The following is a 21637-nucleotide window of genomic DNA, read 5'->3' as shown; positions in this document are numbered from 1 at the left end:
GATGTGAATGTTATGGGAGTTGAATTAACGCTATTACACGCTCTCTATGTTATTTGTTTACTCACTATTATTACCTTTTTTATTCTCCGGAAAGATACTACAATTATTTGTATCGTTTTTATCTTTTTATTAGCATTAACTGCTACAAGTTCTATCCCTCTTGCCGTTAGCGGCATTTTTCAAAGTTTTATTTACGCCATTACTGAGCTATTACCAACTATATTAATCATTTCTATTATTGTATCCATGAGCAATTTACTCGTTCATACCGGTATAAATGATACAATGATTTCACCATTTACAAAGATGATCCGTACCCCTACCCTCGCCTACTGGATTATTGGCCTTTTGATGATGACAATTTCTTTCTTCTTTTGGCCTTCTCCCGCTGTCGCCTTAATGGGAGCTATTTTATTACCGGTTGCTGTACGCGTCGGTCTCCCCCCAATTGGAGTAGCAATTGCTATGAACTTATTCGGTCATGGGATTGCTTTATCCGGCGACTTCGTTATACAAGGCGCACCAAAATTAACCGCAGACGCTGCTGGTCTCCCTGTTTCCAGCGTCGTATCTGCAAGTGTTCCACTCGTTATCGTTATGGGCGTTGTGACAACTTCCGTCGCTTTTTTCTTCTTACGAAAAGAGTTTCATACAGGCTTAGCTATACAAGAATCTATTCTATCAACTGAGTCTTCTAAAACGCTCACTTCATTATCTCCTCGCACAAAGAAATGGCTCGCTATTTGTATCCCTATCGTATATATCATTGATATCCTTTGCATGATTCAATTTCAACTACAAGGAAGCGACGCAACTGCACTTATCGGCGGAACAACTGTTATTATGATTATCATCATTTCTCTCATCGCCTACAAAGGTAATGGACTGAATAAAACGACCGATTATTTCATAGAAGGGCTCCAATTTGGCTTTAAAATTTTCGGACCAGTTATTCCTATCGCTGCACTCTTTTATTTAGGAGATAGTGGCTTTGTGAAAATTATCGGAGACTATTTACCGAAAGGTTCACACGGAATCATTAACGACTTAGGCATCGCTTTATCTCAAACTGTTCCTTTAAATCAATATGTATCGGCAGGGACATTAACCATCGTGGGTGTCATTACCGGCTTAGATGGATCAGGTTTTTCAGGTATATCACTTGCTGGTTCCATTGCCAATCTTTTTGGAACAGCACTTGGCCATGGAACAGCTACATTAACAGCACTCGGGCAAATTGCAGCTATATGGACCGGGGGCGGGACGTTAATCCCTTGGGCACTTATCCCTGCTGCTGCGATTTGTAAAGTCGATCCATTTGAACTTGCACGCCGAAACTTTTTACCGGTTGTTATCGGTTTAATTGTCACCACGATCGTTGCGATGTTTATCCTATAACGTAAGCAAGTGTTCTCTTGCTTACGTTTTTTGCTTGTAAAATTCATCATGAATTATCAGTTTTCAAGAGGGATTCGTTATTACTTAGCGAAATTATATTAGGAGAGTAATTATTTCAAAACGTTTACGAGAAACAGATTACTGCAATTAGAAAAGGGGACATACCTATGAATGAATTGATTTTCGTCTTATTAATTTGTCCATTATTTATCTTTATCGTATCTGTTATTGGAACACGCAAAACGAAAACGTATTACGTAATGCCGATTGTAACGTTTGCTAGTTTTTTAATAATAGGTGTTATCGCCTTTACTCCAAAATTTTTCTTTTGGGTTGGCATGTACAGCATCTTCTCGTTTATCGTTTCTTATATGACGCTATTGTTTGTGAAAGGATATGAGGTTGCTGAAAACGCTAAATAGTTGTTAGCAAGGAGACAGCAATATGATTTTCTTTGATATTGATGGAACTTTACTTGATTATGAGGCTGCTGAAAGAAATGGTATTATAGATTTTTTTCAAATATATAATACTATTTTTTCAGGCAATGAATTAGAGGCAACGAAAGTCTGGCATGAATTATCAGAAGAATATTTCAACAAATTTTTATCCAGGGAATTATCTTTTCAAGAACAACAAGTAATGCGAATGTATCATTTATTTAAAACATATGGAGTAAACCTATCTACCAAAGAATCTCAGCATAGATTCAATCAATATATAGAACTATATAAGAACAACTGGACCGCGTTTGAAGATGTACACTATACATTACAGAACTTGCAGCAAGGCGGTCACTCATTAGGTATCATTAGTAATGGTGACTATGAACAACAAGTCGAAAAATTAACTGCCCTAAACATTTTAAAACATTTCAAATATATATTTACTTCTAGTGAACTTGGTATATCGAAACCAGATCCTGAAATTTTTCACAGAACCGTATTACAATCGAACCTTGAAATGAAAGATTGCTATTATATTGGCGATCGATTAGAGACTGATGCGATTAGTAGTACAGCAGCTGGGATGCAAGGGATATGGTTAAATCGAGATAACTCACAACTCAAGTACGATATTCCTACTATCTGTTCTTTACATGAAGTTTTAACAATAATATAAAAAACGACCGCGTTCCCCCGCGGTCGTTTTTTTCATGTTACGCTGTAATCCAAGCTTCGTTAGCTGGATTTTTACGCCACTCTTGTAATTTTTTCGTTTCAGCTTGTCCGATCATACCTTTTTCTGCTGCAACTTCAGTTAATGCACTGTAATCACTTAAAGAATATGATGCTACGTTAGCTGCTTCTAGCTTTTCTTTTCCTGCTTCTAGCTCGTATGTGAAGATTGATACGATTCCTAATACTTCACAGCCAGCTTCGCGAAGTGCTTCTACACATGTAATTGCACTTCCGCCAGTTGAAATTAAGTCTTCTACTACTACAACTTTTTGACCTTTTTCAGCTTTTCCTTCAATTTGATTCCCTTTACCGTGGCCTTTTGCTTTACTACGTACGTAGCACATTGGTAAATCCATACGATCGCTTACCCATGCAGCGTGCGCGATACCAGCAGTTGCTGTTCCTGCAATAACTTCTACAGTTGGGAAGTGCTCTTTAATTAACTCTTCTAATCCAGCTGCAATCGCTTGACGTACTTTTGGATAAGATAAAGTTAAACGGTTATCACAATAAATTGGTGATTTCATACCTGAAGACCATGTGAATGGATCATTCGGTTGTAAAAATACTGCTCCAATTTCTAATAAATGCGATGCGATTTCTTTTTTCATACTGTTACACCTTCCCACTGTTGTTTTACTGTTTTATACGCTTCAAGCGGATTTTCTGCTTTTGTAATGCTACGTCCAACTACGATGTAGCTTGAGCCAAGTTCCCTCGCACGTTTCGGTGTTGCTACGCGCACCTGGTCATTTACATCATCGCTTGCAAGACGAATCCCCGGTGTTACTGTTACAAATTCATTTCCGCATACTTCACGTAATTTTGGAACTTCAAGCGTTGAGCAAACAACGCCATCAAGTCCACTTTCTTTCGTTAGTTTTGCATAATGAGCAACCGCTTCTTCTAACGTCTTCTCAATGCCGATCTCTTTTTTCATCATAGCTTCCGAAGTGCTTGTTAGTTGTGTAACTGCAATACAAATCGGTCTCTCTTTTCCTTCTTGCTTACCTTCCTCTAATCCCTCAATCGCAGATTTCATCATGCTGCTTCCCCCAGCAGCATGAACATTTACCATATCAACATCTAGACTAGCTAGGCTACGCATAGCGCTTTTTACTGTATTCGGAATATCATGAAGTTTTAAATCTAGAAAAATCTTATGTCCTTTTTCTTTTAAGTACGTAATAATTGCAGGGCCTTCTTTGTAAAATAACTCCATACCAACTTTGACAAATAACTCTTCCCCTTCAAAGTGGCGCAAGAATTGTTCTACATCTTGTTTCCCTGGAAAATCTAGTGCAACGATTAACGACTGTGACATGTTTGCTTCCAGCTCCTTCCTTGACATTCCGAAATGTGATCAAATCCTAATTCATCTAGTAATGCTGGTAACTCTTCAATAATTGTCGGACATACGAACGGATCGATAAAGTTCGCTGTACCTACTGCAACTGCGCTTGCGCCAGCGTAGAAGAATTCAATTACATCTTCCGCTGTTTCAATACCACCCATTCCGATAATTGGAATGTTAACCGCTTGGCTTACTTCATGTACCATACGAATTGCTACTGGCTTAATCGCAGGACCTGATAATCCGCCTGTACGGTTTGCTAAAATTGGTTTAGCTGTTTTTAAATCTAAACGCATACCAAGCAATGTATTAATCATCGTTAAACCATCTGCACCTGCATTTTCAATTGCTTTTGCAATTTCCACTATGTTTGCCACGTTTGGTGACAACTTCACGTATACAGGTACTTCAGAAACCTCTTTTACTCGCTTCGTTAAATCAGCAGCAATTTCAGGATTTGTACCAAAGGCGATACCACCTGTTTTTACGTTCGGACAAGAAATATTTAATTCTAGTGCATGGACATTAGGCGCTTTAGAAATTTCCTTTGCAACCGCTACATAATCCTCAGCTTGTGAGCCTGCAACGTTCGCAATGATTGGAAGATCAAATTGTTCTAACCATGGTAATTCAGAATTCATTACTTTTTCTAACCCTGGGTTTTGAAGTCCGATCGCATTTAACATGCCGCCCGGTGTTTCAGCAACACGAGGCGTTGGATTTCCATAGCGTGGTTGTTCTGTCGTCGCTTTAATCATGATTGATCCTAGTACACTTAAATCGTAAAACTGTGCATATTCACGACCAAATCCAAAGCATCCAGATGCCGGTATAATTGGATTTTTTAATGATAATCCTGGTAATTCAACTTGCAATCTGTTCATAGTACAACCTCCCCGATTGGAAATACTGGTCCGTCGCTACACACCTTCTTGTAAGAATGTCCACTTGGATCTTCTTGTAAGTGGCATACACATGCGAAACAAGCTCCAATACCGCAGCCCATACGTTCTTCTAATGAAATATAGGCTTTTTTCTCTTTGTAACGTCCTTCTAATGCACGAAGCATCGCTAACGGACCACATGAATAAAGAATATCAAAGTCAATTCCGTAATTATCAATTACATCTGTGACAAATCCTTTTGTACCGTGTGTACCATCTACTGTCGCAACGTACGTATCACCAAGTTCTGCAAATTTTTCTTCATAGAAAACTACATCTTTCGTTTGAAAACCTAAGATGTGAATTACACGTACACCTTTTGCAACGAGGCGCTGTGATAGTTCATAAAGTGGTGGTACACCAATCCCCCCGCCTACTAGTAAAGCTGTTTGACCAGCTTCTGCTTCTTCTACAGGAAAACCGTGTCCTAGTGGTCCTAGTACGTCTACCATTTCACCTTGTTTTCTAGTTGCTAATGTTTTTGTCCCTTGTCCTTCCGCACGATATAGCATTGTAAATTCGTTCTTCTCTTGATCTACATTACAAATACTAATCGGGCGGCGCAGAAGGGGCGCAATGCCCTCTGCTACCTTAATGTGTACAAACTGCCCTGGTTCGTTCATTTGCTGTACTAAAGTTCCTTGAAGCACTAACTCGTAAATGTTTTTTGCGATTTCTTTTTGATTAACGACGATCATATTTTGCTTTTGCATCATGCATGTACCACCTCGTGACGCTTTGTTTGCGTAATTTCTTTCATTGAATGAGCTGAGAATGTCATAGATTCTAATACTCGTAAGATTGCTCTTGTTGTATCAAGTGATGTTAAGCAAGCCACACCATTTTCTACTGATTCACGGCGAATGCGGAAACCATCACGCGCTGGTTGTTTACCTTTTGTTAATGTGTTAATTACAAACTGTGCTTTTCCTTGACGGATAATATCTAGTAAGTTGTAGTCTTCAGAATCAATTTTGTTTACAACTTGTACTGGGATATTTTGCTCTTCTAATGATTGTGCTGTTCCAGCTGTTGCTAATAAGTTATAGCCGATTTCGTGGAAACGTTTTGCAATTTCCATCGCCTCTTCTTTATCTTTATCCGCTACAGTAATGATTACTGATCCGTGCGTTGGGATGTTAATTCCTGAAGCAACTAATCCTTTATATAATGCTTTTTCAAGCGTTAAGTCTTTACCCATTACTTCCCCTGTTGATTTCATTTCAGGTCCTAATGTTGTATCAACTGAACGTAGTTTCGCGAATGAGAATACCGGAGCTTTTACATATACTTCTTTCTCTTCTGGGTGATAGCCCGTTCCGTATCCTTGCTCTACTAGGTCTTGCCCTAAAATAACTTTCGTTGCAACATTCGCCATCGGTACGCCTGTAATTTTACTTAAGAACGGTACTGTACGGCTTGCACGTGGGTTTACTTCAATTACGTACACTTGATCTTTGAATACTACGAACTGGATATTTAGTAATCCAACAATGTTTAATCCTTTTCCAAGTGCAATTGTATGTTCAATGATTTGTTCTTTTAGTTTTTCAGATAAACTTTGTGGTGGATATACTCCAATTGAGTCACCAGAGTGAACTCCAGCGCGTTCAATATGTTCCATAATACCTGGAATGAATACATTCTCACCATCCGAAATTGCATCTACTTCAATTTCTTTACCAACCATGTAACGGTCGATTAATACTGGGTGATCTGCATGAACTTTAACTGCATTTTTCATGTAGTGCAGCAGTTCTTCTTGGCGATATACGATTTCCATCGCACGTCCACCTAGTACGTAAGATGGTCTTACTAATACTGGATAACCAATTTCTTCTGCGATTGCTACTGCTTGTTCTACAGTCGTTGCTGTTTTACCAACTGGTTGCGGGATACCAAGTTTTGTTAAAGCAGCTTCAAATTTATCACGATCTTCTGCACGGTCTAAGTCTTCAAGTGATGTTCCTAAGATTTTCACACCGTGAGCCTCTAATTTCGCCGCTAAGTTAATTGCCGTTTGTCCACCGAACTGAACAATAACGCCTTCTGGTTTTTCTAAATCAATGATGTGCATTACATCTTCGATTGTTAATGGTTCAAAGTATAATTTGTCAGAAATACTGAAGTCTGTTGAAACTGTTTCTGGATTGTTATTAACAATGATTGCCTCATATCCAGCTTCTTTAATTGCCCATACAGAGTGAACTGTTGCATAGTCAAACTCAACCCCTTGACCGATACGGATTGGACCAGACCCTAGTACAACAACACTCTTACGATCTGTTATAACCGATTCATTCTCATCACCATATGTGCTGTAGTAGTATGGTGTTGCAGATTCAAACTCTGCCGCACAAGTATCTACCATTTTATAAACAGGAGTTATATTGCTTTCTTTACGCATATCGTAAATTTCACGCTCCGTTTTGTTCCAAGCAGCTGCAATGTAGTGATCACTGAAGCCCATTTCTTTCGCAGCTTGTAGTACTTCCATATTTCCTACATTCGCTTTTACTTCGCGTTCCATATTTACGATGTTTTCAATTTTTTGTAAGAAGAAGAAGTCCATTTCACACCATTCGTTGATTTCTTCTTTCGTTACACCTTGACGAATTGCTTCTGCTACAATAAACAGTCGCTCATCGTCTGCTTTAATAATGCGTTTTTTCATTGTTTCTTTATCAAGTTCTTTTAAGTGGTCTAATTCTAAGTGATAAATGCCAAGCTCTAAAGAACGAACCGCTTTTAATAATGATTGCTCTAAGTTACGTCCGATTGACATAACTTCACCAGTTGCCTTCATTTGTGTACCAAGTGTTCTGTTTGCTGATTCAAACTTATCAAATGGCCAGCGTGGAATTTTTGAAACAACATAGTCTAATGCTGGCTCGAAGCAAGCGTAAGTTTTTTGTGTTACTGGGTTTATGATTTCATCTAATGTTAAGCCGACTGCAATTTTCGCTGCTAATTTTGCAATTGGATATCCAGTCGCTTTAGATGCTAGTGCAGATGAACGACTTACACGTGGGTTTACTTCGATTACATAGTATTGGAAGCTATGTGGATCTAGTGCAAGCTGAACGTTACATCCACCTTCAATTCCTAATGCACGAATAATTCGTAATGAAGTGTTTCGTAACATTTGATATTCACGGTCGCTTAATGTTTGGCTTGGTGCTACTACGATAGAATCACCTGTGTGAACCCCAACTGGATCGATGTTTTCCATGTTACATACTACAATCGCGTTATCATTCGAATCACGCATTACTTCATATTCAATTTCCTTACAACCAGCAATGCTCTTTTCTAATAAACATTGTGTTACTGGACTATGTTTTAATCCACCGGATACGATTTCAATTAGTTCTTCTTCATTACTACAAATTCCGCCACCTGTTCCTCCCATTGTAAATGCTGGGCGAACAATAACTGGATAACCAATTTCTTTTACAAATTCATGTGCTTCTTCCAGCGTATGAATGATCGTACTAGATGGAATTGGTTCATTTAAATCCTGCATTAATGTACGGAATAAATCGCGATCCTCCGCTTGCTCGATGGCTGATAATTTCGTTCCTAAAATTTCAACTCCGCATTCTTCAAGTATGCCTGATTTCGCAAGTTCAACAGCCATATTTAACCCTGTTTGACCACCTAATGTTGGTAAGATTGCATCTGGACGTTCTTTACGAATAATACGGCTTACGAATTCTAATGTTAATGGTTCGATATATACTTTATCTGCTGTTGCAGTATCTGTCATAATTGTTGCTGGGTTAGAGTTAACAAGGATTACTTTGTAACCTTCTTCTCTTAGAGATTGACAAGCTTGTGTACCAGAGTAGTCAAACTCCGCTGCTTGCCCAATTACAATTGGTCCTGATCCGATTACTAAAATTGTGTTAATATCTAGGCGTTTTGGCATAACTCTTCCCCTTCTTTCTTGAAGTTTTCAATCATTGCTAAGAAATCTTCGAATAAATCATTTGCATCTTCAGGTCCTGCTGAAGCTTCTGGATGGTATTGTACTGTAAATGCTGGGAACTTCTTATGACGAAGACCTTCTACTGTTCCATCATTTAAAGCAACATGTGTAATTTCAAGCTCTGTATTTTCAACTGATTCTTCTTCTACTGCGTAACCATGGTTTTGAGATGTAATTGCTACTTTTCCAGTTGCAAGATTTTTTACTGGATGGTTTAAACCACGGTGACCGAATTTCAACTTACTTGTATTTGCACCAGATGCTAGAGCGAACAATTGATGTCCTAGGCAAATTCCGAATAAAGGAACTTTACCGATAATGTCTTTTAACATTTCAATTGCTTCTGGTACATCTTTTGGATCCCCAGGTCCGTTACTTAACATAATTCCATCTGGGCTAAGGCGTAAAATTTCTTCTGCTGTTGTGTTGTAAGGAACTACAATTACATCACAGTCACGCTTATTTAATTCTCGTAAAATACCATGTTTCATTCCGAAGTCTACAAGTACAACTCGGTGTCCGCGTCCTGGACTTGGGTATGGATCTTTCGTTGATACGCGTTTCACGTGATCTGTAAATACTGTCGCTTTTAATTGGCTCACGATGTATTCTACATCTGCATCCATGTTACAAAGGCGTCCGCGTAATGTACCGTATTGACGAATTTTTCTCGTTAATTTTCTCGTATCAATTCCTGCTAATCCCGGGATGTTTCTTTCTTTTAAGTAATCATTTAACGAAATTTCATTACGGAAGTTTGATGGATGATCACAAATTTCGTTTACGATTAAACCATTTACAGATGGGTGAATCGATTCGAAATCGTCACGGTTAATGCCGTAGTTTCCGATTAATGGGTACGTGAATGTTACGATTTGACCGCAATATGATGGATCAGATAATGTTTCTTGATATCCAGTCATTCCTGTTGTAAATACAACCTCACCTGACTTTTCGGTTTCTCCTCCGAAACCTTTTCCAATTAATACTGTTCCATCTTCTAAGATAAGTTGTCTTTTCATACTAATGCACTCTCCTTTTGCCATGCGATCTTACCACCAACGATTGTCATTACCGGCCATCCTTGGCATTTCCAACCTGCGAATGGTGTATTTTTTCCTTTTGATAAGAATGTTGTTGGATCAATCTCTTCTTCTTGTTCTAAATCAATGATTGTAATATCAGCTGTTCTACCTTCTTTCAGGCGACCTGCTTCTAAGCCGAATGTATCAGCTGGCTTTTCTGTTAAATATTGAATTAATTGTTCTAGCGTAATAACTCCTTTTTTCACAAGGTTTGTGTATAGAAGCGGGAATGCTGTTTCAAAACCAGTAATTCCGAATGGTGCTCTTTCAATTCCTTGTGCTTTCTCTTCCGCTGTATGCGGTGCATGGTCAGTTGCGATCATATCGATCGTTCCATCTAATAAACCTTCAATTAATGCTGCATGGTCTTCTTTTCCACGAAGCGGTGGGTTCATTTTAAAATTAGGATCAGCTGATGGGATATCATCTTCACATAACACTAGGTGATGTGGTGTTACTTCTGCTGTTACTTTAATTCCAGCGCGTTTCGCATCACGGATTACACGTACTGAACCTTTCGTACTTACGTGACATACGTGATAGTGACAATCTGCTGCTTCCGCAAGCAATATATCCCTTGCAATATGTACAGATTCACATACTGATGGGATACCGTTTAATCCGTGTTTCTCAGAAAACTTCCCTTCATGTACACAACCTTTATTAATAAGCGTATTCTCTTCACAGTGCGCAACTACTGCCATATTTAATTTTGCTGCACGTTTCATAGCCGCTAACATCATGCTCGCATCTTGTACGCCTACGCCGTCATCTGTGAAAGCAAATGCTCCAAGTTCTTTTAATGTTTCGAAATCTGTCATTTCAGAACCAGCTTGACGTATTGTAATTGCTCCGTATGGTAGTACGTTGACATGTGCTTTTTCTTTAATACGATTTTGCAAGTCTTCCATATGTTCTCTGCAATCTGGTACTGGACGTGTATTTGGCATTGCACAAATTGTAGTGAATCCACCTTTTGCCGCTGCTAGTGTACCTGTTTCAATTGTTTCTTTATGTTCACCACCTGGTTCACGAAGATGTACGTGTACATCTACTAATCCAGGTGCGATTAACTTTCCGTTCACATCGATTACTTCAGCATTATCTGCCGTAATATTTTCTGCTACCTTAGCGATTTTACCGTCTTGTACGAGAAGATCTGTTGCTACAATTTTTCCTTCTTCATTCATATAACGACCATTTTTAAACAAGTAATTCATGTTTCATTCCTCCTAATACATTTGGTAAGGCGCGTTTTAGTACAGCCATTCTTACGTAAACTCCATTTTCCATTTGTTTAAATATGCGTGAACGCTCACACTCAACAAGTTCACTTGCAATTTCAACATCACGGTTTACGGGAGCTGGATGCATAATAATGCTTCCTTCTTTCATACGCTTTTCTCTTTCTACTGTTAATCCGTGTTTCTCATGATATTCTTTCATAATGTCTGTTTCATAATGATCATGACGCTCATGTTGTACACGGAGTAACATCATTACATCCACTTCTGGAACAAGTTCATCTAATGGTTTGTATGTTCCAAATGTGTTGTCTTCACCTTTCCACTCTTCTGGACTTGCAAAGTAAATTGTTGCACCAAGCTTCGTTAATGCTTCTGCATTAGAACGTGCTACTCGGCTATGACGAACATCTCCTACTATTGCAATCTTCAAACCTTCAAATCTTCCAAACTCTTGTTTAATTGTAAGAAGGTCGAGTAGGCACTGCGTTGGGTGGTTTCCACATCCATCTCCAGCGTTTAAGATCGGGATATTCACCTGATCTTTTAGTTCATCGAAGTAGCGATCTTGCTCATGGCGGATGACCACTGCTTTTGTTCCGATTGATTCTAGTGTTCTTATCGTATCGTATAAAGTTTCTCCTTTTTGTACGCTAGATGCATCAGCTGAAAAGTTTAAAACATCTAGTCCTAATCTCTTCTCAGCAACTTCAAAGCTAAATCTCGTTCTCGTACTATTCTCAAAGAACAAGTTTGCAACAAAAGTTTGCTCTGTCGTTTTGCTCTCTTTTCCATTCGCAAAATCTTCTGCGTCTTTTAGGATTTCTGAAATTTCTACTTCCGATAATTCACTCATCGTTAACAAATGGCTCATCGTCATCCCTCATCTTTCTGATTTTTATGTTACCACTTTTGTATTTTTATAACAACCTTTGCATAAAAATACCCTAGTCATGTAAGACTAGGGTGCAAGGAAGAAGCCACCCTTTTCCGTCTCACAGGACTGAATTAAAAGGTTATTTTTATGAAGCAATCTGCTTAGATTGTTTTGTATGTTTTTCTTGTTTTGTTTCTGGTAGTAGTAGATTTAACAGTACACCTACAATTGCTGCAAGCGCCATTCCTTCGACTTGGAATGAATCCCCTACGTGAAGTACCGCTCCACCAATACCGATTACTAGTATTACTGATGCAATCATTAAGTTTCGTTTGTCACTTAAATCTGTTTTATCATCTACCATCATGCGTAATCCGCTTGATGCGATTACACCGAATAGTAAGATTGATACCCCGCCCATAACTGGTGTTGGGATCGAATGAATCAGTGCAGAAATCTTACCGATAAATCCGAACATGATTGCGAATACTGCTGAACCGATGAATAAGTATACACTGTATGCTCTCGTAATTGCTAGCACACCGATGTTTTCACCATACGTTGTATTCGGTGGCCCACCGATTAGTGATGCAATTAATGTTGCTACTCCGTCACCAAAGATCGAACGGTGTAAACCTGGTTTTTCAATTAAATCTCTTTTAATAACATTTCCAAGTACAATTTGATGTCCGATATGTTCTGATATTGTTACTAGTGCAACTGGTACCATCAAGAGTACAATCTTCCATGAAAACTCTGGTGTGTATGTTACAAATGGTACTGTGAAATCTGGTACAACAAACCATTTTGCCTCAGCTACCGGCTTTAAGTCTACTAGCCCTTGGAAGTAAGCGAAGATATATCCGCCGATAATGCCAAGTAACACTGGTATGATACTGAAAAATCCTCTTCCGAATATCGAGCAAATGATTGTAATTGCTAATGTTACTAATGCTACTGAAAAATGTGTAAAGCTGTATTTGCCATCCGCACCGTTCATCGCCATGTTAACTGCTGTATGTGCTAAAGCTAGACCGATTACCATTACTACTGGACCAACTACGATTGGTGGTAGTAGTTTCATAATCCACTCTGATCCTGATTTCTTAATTCCGAGTGAGATTAAGATGTACACAAGCCCTGCTAGCAAACCACCAAGCATTGCTGCTCCCGGCCCACCTGCCGTTTTCGCTGTTATAATCGGTGCGATAAAGGCGAATGATGATCCTAAATATGCTGGTACTTGACCTTTCGTTATAAGAAGAAACGCTAGCGTTCCTAATCCACTTGATATTAATGCTACTGATGGATTCAATCCTGTTAAAAACGGAACAAGCACTGTTGATCCAAACATCGCGAACAAATGTTGTATACTTAAAAATAACCATTTTCCCGGTTTCGGTACTTCATTAACGTCTAACACTGGCTTTTGTTCCATTGTTACATCCTCCTTCAGTTTAAATCTTTGCAATAAAAAAACTCTTTGTGCCTGTGCACAAAGAGTCCTATACTTTCGTATGCCAAATTTGACATATGAAAGCCAAGACCCTTTGGCAGCCTCACAGGACTACATTTAAAAGGGCTTTACTTATCGTATATGCTTACTCGATCTTGTTGATCTGTCTCTTGCAAATCAACTTCGATACGCTCTTCACTTGATGTTGGAATGTTCTTTCCTACATAATCAGCGCGAATTGGTAATTCACGATGACCTCTATCAACAAGAACCGCCAATTGAATTTGAGATGGTCTACCTAAATCCATAAGAGCATCCATTGCTGCTCGAACTGTTCTTCCTGTATATAATACGTCATCAACGAGGATAACTTTTTTCTTCGTAATATCTACAGGGATATCAGAACCTTTTACAAGTGGTTCTTTATTTTTGGATTGTAGTGTTAAATCATCACGATATAACGTAATGTCTAACTCTCCAACTTCCATTTCTTTTCCTTCAATTTGACCAATTCGTTCTGCCAAACGTTGTGCAATAAAAATTCCACGAGTTTTAATTCCGACAAGAACACAATTATCGACACCTTTATTTCGTTCCACGATTTCATGACTAATTCGTGTTAAAGCGCGGCGAATCATTTGGTCATCTAAAACGACAGCTTTCTCTTGCATGCTCTACACCTCCAAGCTTTTTTTCTTGCGTGAGAGTAATGGTATAAAAAAAGTCCTCTCAGCGTGTGCGAGAGGACTTTTGAAAAAAGGGTACAACATACCCTAAGTATTTCAAACCGTTACCTTCTCAACCTCACGGGGCTGTGTTAAAGGATCATTATTTAACTGTTGTCAGTATCTCAGTTTTCTTATGATTTGTCAATACTATTTTCGTAAAATATTTAATGCGTCTTCAAACACTTCTGGAATCGGTGCCTCAAACTGAATATATTCACCAGTACGAGGATGATCAAAGCCTAAAATACCCGCATGAAGTGCTTGTCCATTCATATCTAATGTTTTCTTCGGACCATACTTCGGATCTCCTGCAAGTGGATAGCCAATATATTTCATATGAACACGAATTTGGTGCGTACGTCCCGTTTCTAAGCGACATTCTACAAGTGTAAAGTCTTTAAAACGTTCTAACACTTGGAAGTGCGTAACAGCGTTCTTACCATTTTCATCAACTGTCATACTTTGACGCTCTTTCTTATCACGACCAATTGGTGCATCGATAGTTCCCTTATCATGCGGAATCACACCGTGTACAATCGCTTTGTAACGTCTCGTTACTGTTTTGGCTACAAGCTGATTTACAAGCGATTCATGTGCCATATCATTTTTAGCAACCATTAATAGTCCAGATGTATCTTTATCAATACGATGCACGATACCTGGACGCATTACACCGTTAATGCCTGATAAGTCTGTACAATGGTGCATAAGGCCGTTTACAAGTGTACCACTTGTATGCCCTGGTGCTGGATGTACAACCATGCCACGTGGCTTATTTACAACAAGCACATCTGCATCTTCATAATAAATTTCTAAATTTAAATCCTCTGGTTGAATATCTAGCGCTTCTGGCTCAGGAATCGTTACTGTAATTTCATCCTCTTCTTTTACTTTATAATTCACTTTTACTGCTTTCCCGTTCACTGTCACAACATCATCTTTAATCCATTGCTGTACTTGTGAACGTGACCATTCGTTATTTATCCCTGTAACGAATTTATCAATTCGCTCGTTTTTTTGCTCTGCTGCAACTGTTACTTGTACTACTTCACTCATTCAATTACTCCTTCGCTTTCTTGCCTTCTAATAATGTTTGAATAATAATTAATACAACACCAATACATAATGCTGAATCAGCTATATTGAATACTGGATAGTTGTACGAGAAAATATACACGTGAATGAAATCCACTACTTCTTGTCTAAATACACGATCAATAAAGTTACCAATTGCCCCGCCCAAAATTAGACCTAACGAAATACCTAGAAGCTTGTCTGTTTTCGCATACTTTTTCATATAAAATACGATAAACACTACAAAAACAACTGTAATAATGTAGAAGAACCACATTTTATTTTCTAAAATACCCCAAGCAGCGCCTCTATTTCGATGTGATGTTATGTATAATACATTGTCGATAATCGGAATACTCGTACCCAATTCCATGTTCTTTACAATTAACCACTTCGATATTTGATCGATAGCAATGACAAATAACGCTATTACATAATATATCATTTTCATTTCCCCCACAAAGACAGTGTACCTCAAAATTTTAGCATAGCTGCTACCTTTTCACAATGAACCTTTATAGAAGAATAAAATAAATTAAAAAAAGGTAATATAATATCGTTGTGCGTATTCATACATTTACCTTTTCATAGAAGAATTCATGAATCGTACGAGCAGTCGGCATTGTCTTCATTTGCTTTGTCGAAATTAATCTCCCCGTCTCTTCACAAATACCGTACATGTCTATTTCCATTTTAAATAATGCGCGTTCTACATCCTTTAAATCCTCTTTTATATCATGTAATAGCAATTTTTTCTTTATCTCTTCCTTAATTTCATATCCAAGCTCTTGGCTGAACTCGACATCATATTTGTGCATTACTTCTTTAGCTAGTCTCTCTTGCAACTCTTTTCTCATCAATTGCAATTCTTCTTTTATTTCCATGTAAATTTCATTCACGTGTACATTCCTCCTAGCTGTAATGTACAGTTAGTGTGTCCGAAATTTATTTGCTTACCTCACACACATTTTTCCTTCACAGGAAAGAGTCTGAAAAGTTTTTTTGATATGCCATCAACAAAAAAACTGACTGCATGAATAGCAGTCAGTTTTTTATTATTTTACATAGTTTTCTTTAACAACTGTTGCACAACGCTCACATAATGTTTCATGTTCAGCATCTTTACCAATTGTTTCTGAAACTACCCAACAACGTTCACATGTTTCACCAGTTGCTTGAGCAACAACAACCGCTGTATGTTCATACTTCGGTGCATCTGCTGGCGCTTCATCCATCATACCACCAAGTTTATACTCAGAAACGATGAATAATTGCTTTAAGTCTTCGCTAATAGACTCTAACATAGCTTTCATTTCTGCAGTTGGATATAGCGTAATGCTTGCATTTAATGACTTACCGATTACTTTTTCATTACGAGCTACTTCTAGTGCTTTTAACACGTCATCACGTAATGTCATAAATGCATCCCATTTTGTTTTTAACGCTTCCGCGTCATCTAATTGTACAGCTTCTGGCATATCAGTTAATTGTACACTTTCTTCTGTTACGCCTGGAATGTATGGCCATACTTCATCAGCTGTATGCGGTAAGATTGGTGTTACAAGTTTCGTTAACGCAACAAGAACATCATATAATACAGTTTGAATTGCACGACGATCTTCGTGATTTGCACCTTCAATGTATAAAATGTCTTTTGCAAAGTCTAAGTAGAATGAACTTAAATCAATTGTACAGAAGTTATGAATTGCATGATACACAGCAGCGAAGTCGTATGTCTCATATGCTTCTTTAACTTTTGTAATTAAGTCATTTAATTTCACTAACATGTAACGATCTACTTCACGAAGTTCAGCTACAGCTACTGCATTTTCACTTGGCTTAAAGTCGTCTAAATTTCCTAATAAGAAACGGAATGTGTTACGGATTTTACGATACACTTCTGCTACTTGTTTTAAAATATCATCTGAAATACGTACGTCAGATTGATAGTCAACAGAAGATACCCATAAGCGTAAAATGTCTCCGCCTAATTGATCCATAATTTTCTTCGGTACGACGATGTTTCCAATCGACTTACTCATTTTACGTCCTTCACCATCTAGTACGAAACCGTGACTTAATACGCCTTTATATGGAGCTTTACCTGTTACAGCAACTGCTGTTGATAATGAAGAGTTAAACCAACCACGATACTGGTCAGATCCTTCTAAATATAAATCAGCTGGACGCTGTAAATCTTCGCGCTCTTCTAATACCGCTTGGTGAGAAGAACCTGAATCGAACCATACATCCATGATGTCTGTTTCTTTACGGAATTCGCCATTTGGGCTACCCGGATGTGTAAATCCTTCTGGTAATAGATCTTTCGCTTCACGCTCGAACCATACGTTAGAACCGTGTTCACGGAATAAATCTGCTACATGGTTAATTGTTTCATCCGTAATAATTGGATCACCATTCTCAGCATAGAATACCGGAATTGGCACACCCCATGCACGCTGACGAGAAATACACCAGTCACCACGGTCACGAACCATATTATGAAGACGAGTTTCTCCCCATGCTGGTACCCATTTCGTTTCCGCTACAGCTTCTATTAATTCTTTACGGAATGCTTCAATAGATGCAAACCACTGTGCTGTCGCACGGAAAATAATTGGTTTTTTCGTTCTCCAATCATGTGGGTATGAATGTGTAATGAATGTTAGTTTCAGTAACGCGCCTACTTCTTCTAATTTTTCTGTAATTGGCTTGTTAGCTTTATCATAGAATAAGCCTTCAAATCCAGGTGCTTCATTTGTTAATACACCTTTATCATCGACTGGGCAAAGTACTTCTAATCCATACTTTTTACCAACAACGAAGTCATCTTCCCCGTGTCCTGGTGCTGTATGAACACAACCTGTACCTGCATCTGTTGTTACGTGATCTCCTAGCATAACTAATGAATCACGATCGTAGAATGGATGTTTTGCAACTGTGTACTCAAGTTCGCTACCTTTTACTGTTTTCACAACTTCAGCATTTTCCCACTCTAACGTTTTTGCAACTGTCTCAAACAGCTCAGAAGCAATGATATATTTCTCATCATTTACTTTTACAATACTATATTCAAGCTCTGGGTGAACAGAAATACCTAAGTTTGCAGGTAATGTCCAAGGTGTTGTTGTCCAAATGATGTACTTTTCATCACCTTCTAATACATTCTTTCCATCTTTTACAGGGAATGCTACGTAAATAGATGCTGATTTTTTATCTTGATATTCAATTTCAGCTTCTGCTAAAGCAGATTCACTCGTTGGAGACCAGTAAACTGGTTTTTGACCTTTATAGATATAACCTTTTTTCGCCATGTCACCAAACACTTTAATTTGTTGTGCTTCATAAGCTGGCTCTAAAGTAATATATGGATTATCCCAATCTGCACGTACACCTAAACGCTTAAATTGTTCACGTTGACGTTCTACTTGTTCATATGCATACTCTGCACATAACTTACGGAACTCAGCAACTGTCATTTCTTTACGTTTTACGCCTTTATTTGTTAAAGCTTGTTCAATTGGTAAACCGTGCGTATCCCATCCTGGAACATATGGCGCACTAAAACCAGTCATTGATTTATAACGAACAATAAAGTCTTTTAATACTTTATTTAATGCATGTCCCATATGAATGTCACCATTCGCATATGGAGGTCCATCATGCAATACAAATAAAGGACGACCTTTTGTATGTTCTTGTACTTTTTCGTAAATATTCATTTCAGCCCATTTTTCTTGCATTGCAGGCTCACGTTTTGGTAAGTTCCCACGCATTGGGAACTCTGTTTTCGGCATCAGTAATGTATTTTTGTACTCCATGCTCAATTCCTCCTTACATGTATAAAAGAAATACTTAAAAAACGGAATAAAAAAGAGACTTTCTCATCCCAAAAAGGGACGAGAAAGTCTCCCGCGGTACCACCCTAGTAGATCATATACATATGTATAGAATCCTCTTTATATTCTTAACGCGAATACACGCCTACGCTTACTCTATTTATTCAGCGCGGAACTCCAGGGTGATATTCCCACTATCTCCTTATCCTGAGCTTACACCATCCTCAGTTCGCTATATAAGGTTTGAAAAGGTACTTATCCCTATCTTCGTTTTTCTTAATAAATATGTTGTTTAAAATTATATGTAATAATGAGAAAAACGTCAAGCTTACACTGTTTCTTCTTTTTTCAACAGTTCATCTACTTCGTCTTCTAACTCAATTAGTTTATCCCAATCATCGTTGTTTAACATTTCAAGCTGTGTTTCTAATAACATACGGAAACGAGTTCGGAATACTTTCGCTTGTTTCTTTAGCTCTTCAATATCAAAAGCAACTTTTCTTGATTTTACTAATGCTTCGTTAATAATACGATCAGCATTCTTTTCAGCTTCACGCACAATTAATTTCGCTTCTTTTTGCGCATTACGTTTTACTTCTTCCGCTGCTTCTTGCGCAACAACGATAGATTTGTTTAACGTATCTTCAATATTAGAGAAATGATCTAACTTCCCTTCTAACTGCGCAACTTTTTCTTCTAAAGCTTTTTTCTCACGAATGACCAATTCATAATCTTTGATAATTTGATCAAGAAACTCATTTACTTGATCTTCATCATAGCCACGGAATCCGCGACCAAATTCTTTGTTATGAATATCTAATGGTGTTAACGGCACAACGCCACCTCCAAGTAGTTATCTAAATTTCCTCTTTCAATTATATCTTTTCTTCGACAAAATAGGAGGATTTCCTTCTAAAAAACCAATCATTTTAGTATACCATACAAAATTCTCCATTTGTCGCGTTTTGTTCTACCTTCTACAGAAAATAATTTACTTCGGCCATATCCTCTAACAGAAAAAACGTCTCCTGGATAACATTCATAAGAAGTTTGCTCCACTGTTTTCCAATTGACTTTTACTAAACCATTTTTTATGAAAGGTTGTACTTTCTGTCTAGATAAATGTAACATTTCAGCTAACATAACATCTAAACGAAGTGAAGAAACCGTTCCAGATTTCTCCCCCCACGTTTCATGTATTTGTAGAATTTGTTCTCCTTGTACTGCTGATAAGGAGACTTTTACTTTTCCTATTGCTTGTAAGTTCATCTCAATGTACGATACGATTTCTTTCGCAACTACAATTTGGGCACGATTTTCTTGCAGCAAAATATCACCACATTTTTCTCTCGTTAAACCAAGAGACATAAATGTACCTAATATTTGCCTATGTTCTAGCGTATAAAACTTGGAAGGATAGTCAATTTCTAATACTTCTACTTGAAATTCTTCTTCATTTAATTCTAGATAGTCTGGATAAATGAGAGCTCTTTTACGCTCTGCATTAGGCGTTGCACCACCAAATTGTACAGCGACATCTCCTTGTCCAATTACCATAGAAACAATTTGTTGCTGTCTTGGATCAAGGAAATCTGTTAATTTCACTTGATGGTACTCCGCTGTTCGCTTCCACTCCAGCACTTTATCTACAAAGACCTCTTCATCAGGCCTAAAATGTTCGTAAATGCTCATGTATTTAACCTCTTACTATAAGAAATAGCTGAACAAACTGAACAAACCACTTTTAGCAAGTTTTAACGCAAAAATCGCAACGAGTGGAGAAATATCAATCATACCAAGCGGCGGAATAAATCTGCGGAATGGTTCTAAATACGGTTCACAAATTCGCGCCAAGAACTCTCCAAAAGATGATTCCTTTGCACCAGGAAACCATGATAGGAGAATGTAAATAATCAGTGCCCACGAGTAAATCTCGATAGCAGAACTTAACACCATTAAAACTGTTGTCATGGCGTATTACCACCTCTTTATATTTGTTTCTTCTTCTTCACCGAATAACTCTGAAATTGCCCCAACAATATCAACATTTTCAGGTGTACACATAAATGTTTTCGGTCCTATTTTTTGAATGTCCCCGCCTATAGCGTATACAGTACCACTTAAAAAGTCAACGATACGTACCGCTTGATCAGTAGACATTCTCTGCAAATTAATTACAACAGCTCGTCTACCTTTTAAGTGGTCCGCAATCCCTTGTGCTTCCGAATATGTGCGTGGTTCTAATAAAACAACTTTTGAAGATTGTTTTGCTGTTTCAATACTCACAACATTTTGCTTCGGTTGCGCTTTTGGAAACGTAACATCTTGTTGTTCTGGTGGATCTTGCTGCTTTTTCATGTCTGTTTGCTCCTTTTCATAACCATATTGAGCTGCTTCTTTTTCTTCCGGTGTATCAAAAAAGAAGTATTTTACTTTTGACCAACTCATAATAAGATTCTCCTTCCT

21 protein-coding genes and 1 other annotated feature are annotated in these 21637 nt (G+C 38.0%); of the genes, 3 read left to right on the top strand and 18 right to left on the bottom strand.

The window, feature by feature from the left end:
• The first annotated feature begins 12 nt into the window (after positions 1 to 12).
• The 3 genes from ACO6VI_RS03775 to ACO6VI_RS03765 all read left to right on the top strand — a co-directional run bounded on the left by ACO6VI_RS03775 (position 13) and on the right by ACO6VI_RS03765 (position 2520).
• Positions 13 to 1398: a membrane protein gene (locus ACO6VI_RS03775; RefSeq protein WP_000537906.1), complete on the top strand. Its 1386-nt coding sequence runs from the start codon at positions 13 to 15 to the stop codon at positions 1396 to 1398.
• A gap of 167 nt (positions 1399 to 1565) precedes the next feature.
• A complete protein-coding gene (locus ACO6VI_RS03770) occupies positions 1566 to 1820 on the top strand; it encodes a YbeF family protein (RefSeq protein ID WP_001003915.1) in 255 nt (84 codons plus the stop codon).
• A 22-nt stretch (positions 1821 to 1842) separates the two neighbouring features.
• Complete coding sequence (locus ACO6VI_RS03765) at positions 1843 to 2520, top strand: HAD family hydrolase (protein WP_063548499.1); 678 nt, start codon at positions 1843 to 1845, stop codon at positions 2518 to 2520.
• A gap of 37 nt (positions 2521 to 2557) precedes the next feature.
• Here ACO6VI_RS03765 and pyrE read toward each other — a convergent pair whose 3' ends face one another.
• The 18 genes from pyrE to ACO6VI_RS03675 all read right to left on the bottom strand — a co-directional run bounded on the left by pyrE (position 2558) and on the right by ACO6VI_RS03675 (position 21619).
• Positions 2558 to 3190 carry an orotate phosphoribosyltransferase gene (gene pyrE / locus ACO6VI_RS03760; RefSeq protein ID WP_000711449.1) on the bottom strand — a complete coding sequence of 211 codons (633 nt, stop codon included), beginning with the start codon at positions 3188 to 3190 and terminating at the stop codon, positions 2558 to 2560.
• A complete protein-coding gene (pyrF, locus tag ACO6VI_RS03755) occupies positions 3187 to 3903 on the bottom strand; it encodes an orotidine-5'-phosphate decarboxylase (RefSeq protein WP_063548501.1) in 717 nt (238 codons plus the stop codon). The genes pyrE and pyrF overlap by 4 nt, the downstream gene beginning before the upstream one ends.
• Positions 3888 to 4817: a dihydroorotate oxidase B catalytic subunit gene (gene pyrD, locus ACO6VI_RS03750; protein WP_001081057.1), complete on the bottom strand. Its 930-nt coding sequence runs from the start codon at positions 4815 to 4817 to the stop codon at positions 3888 to 3890. The genes pyrF and pyrD overlap by 16 nt, the downstream gene beginning before the upstream one ends.
• Positions 4814 to 5593 (bottom strand): dihydroorotate oxidase B electron transfer subunit, encoded by a 780-nt coding sequence (gene pyrK, locus ACO6VI_RS03745; RefSeq protein ID WP_000983359.1) that lies wholly within the window; start codon positions 5591 to 5593, stop codon positions 4814 to 4816. Before pyrK ends, pyrD begins: the two co-directional genes overlap by 4 nt.
• Positions 5590 to 8808, bottom strand: coding sequence for a carbamoyl-phosphate synthase large subunit (carB, locus tag ACO6VI_RS03740; RefSeq protein ID WP_001126128.1), 3219 nt, complete (start codon positions 8806 to 8808; stop codon positions 5590 to 5592). Before carB ends, pyrK begins: the two co-directional genes overlap by 4 nt.
• Complete coding sequence (locus ACO6VI_RS03735) at positions 8793 to 9890, bottom strand: carbamoyl phosphate synthase small subunit (RefSeq protein WP_063548503.1); 1098 nt, start codon at positions 9888 to 9890, stop codon at positions 8793 to 8795. Before ACO6VI_RS03735 ends, carB begins: the two co-directional genes overlap by 16 nt.
• On the bottom strand, positions 9887 to 11173 hold the full coding sequence (gene pyrC / locus ACO6VI_RS03730) for a dihydroorotase (RefSeq protein WP_063548505.1): 1287 nt from the start codon (positions 11171 to 11173) through the stop codon (positions 9887 to 9889). Before pyrC ends, ACO6VI_RS03735 begins: the two co-directional genes overlap by 4 nt.
• Positions 11157 to 12071: an aspartate carbamoyltransferase gene (pyrB, locus tag ACO6VI_RS03725; RefSeq protein ID WP_000018860.1), complete on the bottom strand. Its 915-nt coding sequence runs from the start codon at positions 12069 to 12071 to the stop codon at positions 11157 to 11159. Before pyrB ends, pyrC begins: the two co-directional genes overlap by 17 nt.
• A 148-nt stretch (positions 12072 to 12219) precedes the next feature.
• On the bottom strand, positions 12220 to 13512 hold the full coding sequence (gene uraA, locus ACO6VI_RS03720; RefSeq protein WP_053563749.1) for a uracil permease: 1293 nt from the start codon (positions 13510 to 13512) through the stop codon (positions 12220 to 12222).
• Between the two features lie 146 nt (positions 13513 to 13658).
• Positions 13659 to 14201, bottom strand: a complete 543-nt coding sequence (pyrR, locus tag ACO6VI_RS03715; RefSeq protein WP_001156491.1) for a bifunctional pyrimidine operon transcriptional regulator/uracil phosphoribosyltransferase — start codon at positions 14199 to 14201, stop codon at positions 13659 to 13661.
• 204 nt (positions 14202 to 14405) lie between these two features.
• A complete protein-coding gene (locus tag ACO6VI_RS03710; RefSeq protein ID WP_000005832.1) occupies positions 14406 to 15314 on the bottom strand; it encodes an RluA family pseudouridine synthase in 909 nt (302 codons plus the stop codon).
• A 4-nt stretch (positions 15315 to 15318) separates the two neighbouring features.
• A complete protein-coding gene (gene lspA / locus ACO6VI_RS03705; protein WP_000642180.1) occupies positions 15319 to 15777 on the bottom strand; it encodes a lipoprotein signal peptidase LspA in 459 nt (152 codons plus the stop codon).
• 124 nt (positions 15778 to 15901) lie between these two features.
• Positions 15902 to 16231 carry a molecular chaperone DnaK gene (locus ACO6VI_RS03700; RefSeq protein ID WP_001002956.1) on the bottom strand — a complete coding sequence of 110 codons (330 nt, stop codon included), beginning with the start codon at positions 16229 to 16231 and terminating at the stop codon, positions 15902 to 15904.
• 156 nt (positions 16232 to 16387) lie between these two features.
• Entirely contained in the window at positions 16388 to 19153 is a 2766-nt protein-coding gene (gene ileS2 / locus ACO6VI_RS03695; RefSeq protein WP_000455951.1) for an isoleucine--tRNA ligase, read from the bottom strand.
• A 71-nt stretch (positions 19154 to 19224) separates the two neighbouring features.
• Positions 19225 to 19448, bottom strand: a binding site (T-box leader).
• A gap of 51 nt (positions 19449 to 19499) precedes the next feature.
• Entirely contained in the window at positions 19500 to 20006 is a 507-nt protein-coding gene (gene divIVA, locus ACO6VI_RS03690) for a septum site-determining protein DivIVA (protein ID WP_001131611.1), read from the bottom strand.
• Between the two features lie 89 nt (positions 20007 to 20095).
• Positions 20096 to 20863: an RNA-binding protein gene (locus tag ACO6VI_RS03685; protein WP_000029713.1), complete on the bottom strand. Its 768-nt coding sequence runs from the start codon at positions 20861 to 20863 to the stop codon at positions 20096 to 20098.
• A gap of 15 nt (positions 20864 to 20878) precedes the next feature.
• Positions 20879 to 21142, bottom strand: coding sequence for a YggT family protein (locus ACO6VI_RS03680; RefSeq protein WP_000214324.1), 264 nt, complete (start codon positions 21140 to 21142; stop codon positions 20879 to 20881).
• A gap of 6 nt (positions 21143 to 21148) precedes the next feature.
• On the bottom strand, positions 21149 to 21619 hold the full coding sequence (locus tag ACO6VI_RS03675) for a cell division protein SepF (protein WP_000119129.1): 471 nt from the start codon (positions 21617 to 21619) through the stop codon (positions 21149 to 21151).
• Positions 21620 to 21637: the final 18 nt, after the last annotated feature.

It is taken from the genome of Bacillus sp. PSXD-155, from assembly GCF_049310765.1.
In the GTDB taxonomy this organism is placed as follows: Bacteria; Bacillota; Bacilli; order Bacillales; family Bacillaceae_G; genus Bacillus_A; species Bacillus_A cereus.
The sequence above is the reverse complement of the archived record's forward strand: the minus strand, read 5'-3'. Positions and strand labels throughout refer to the sequence as shown.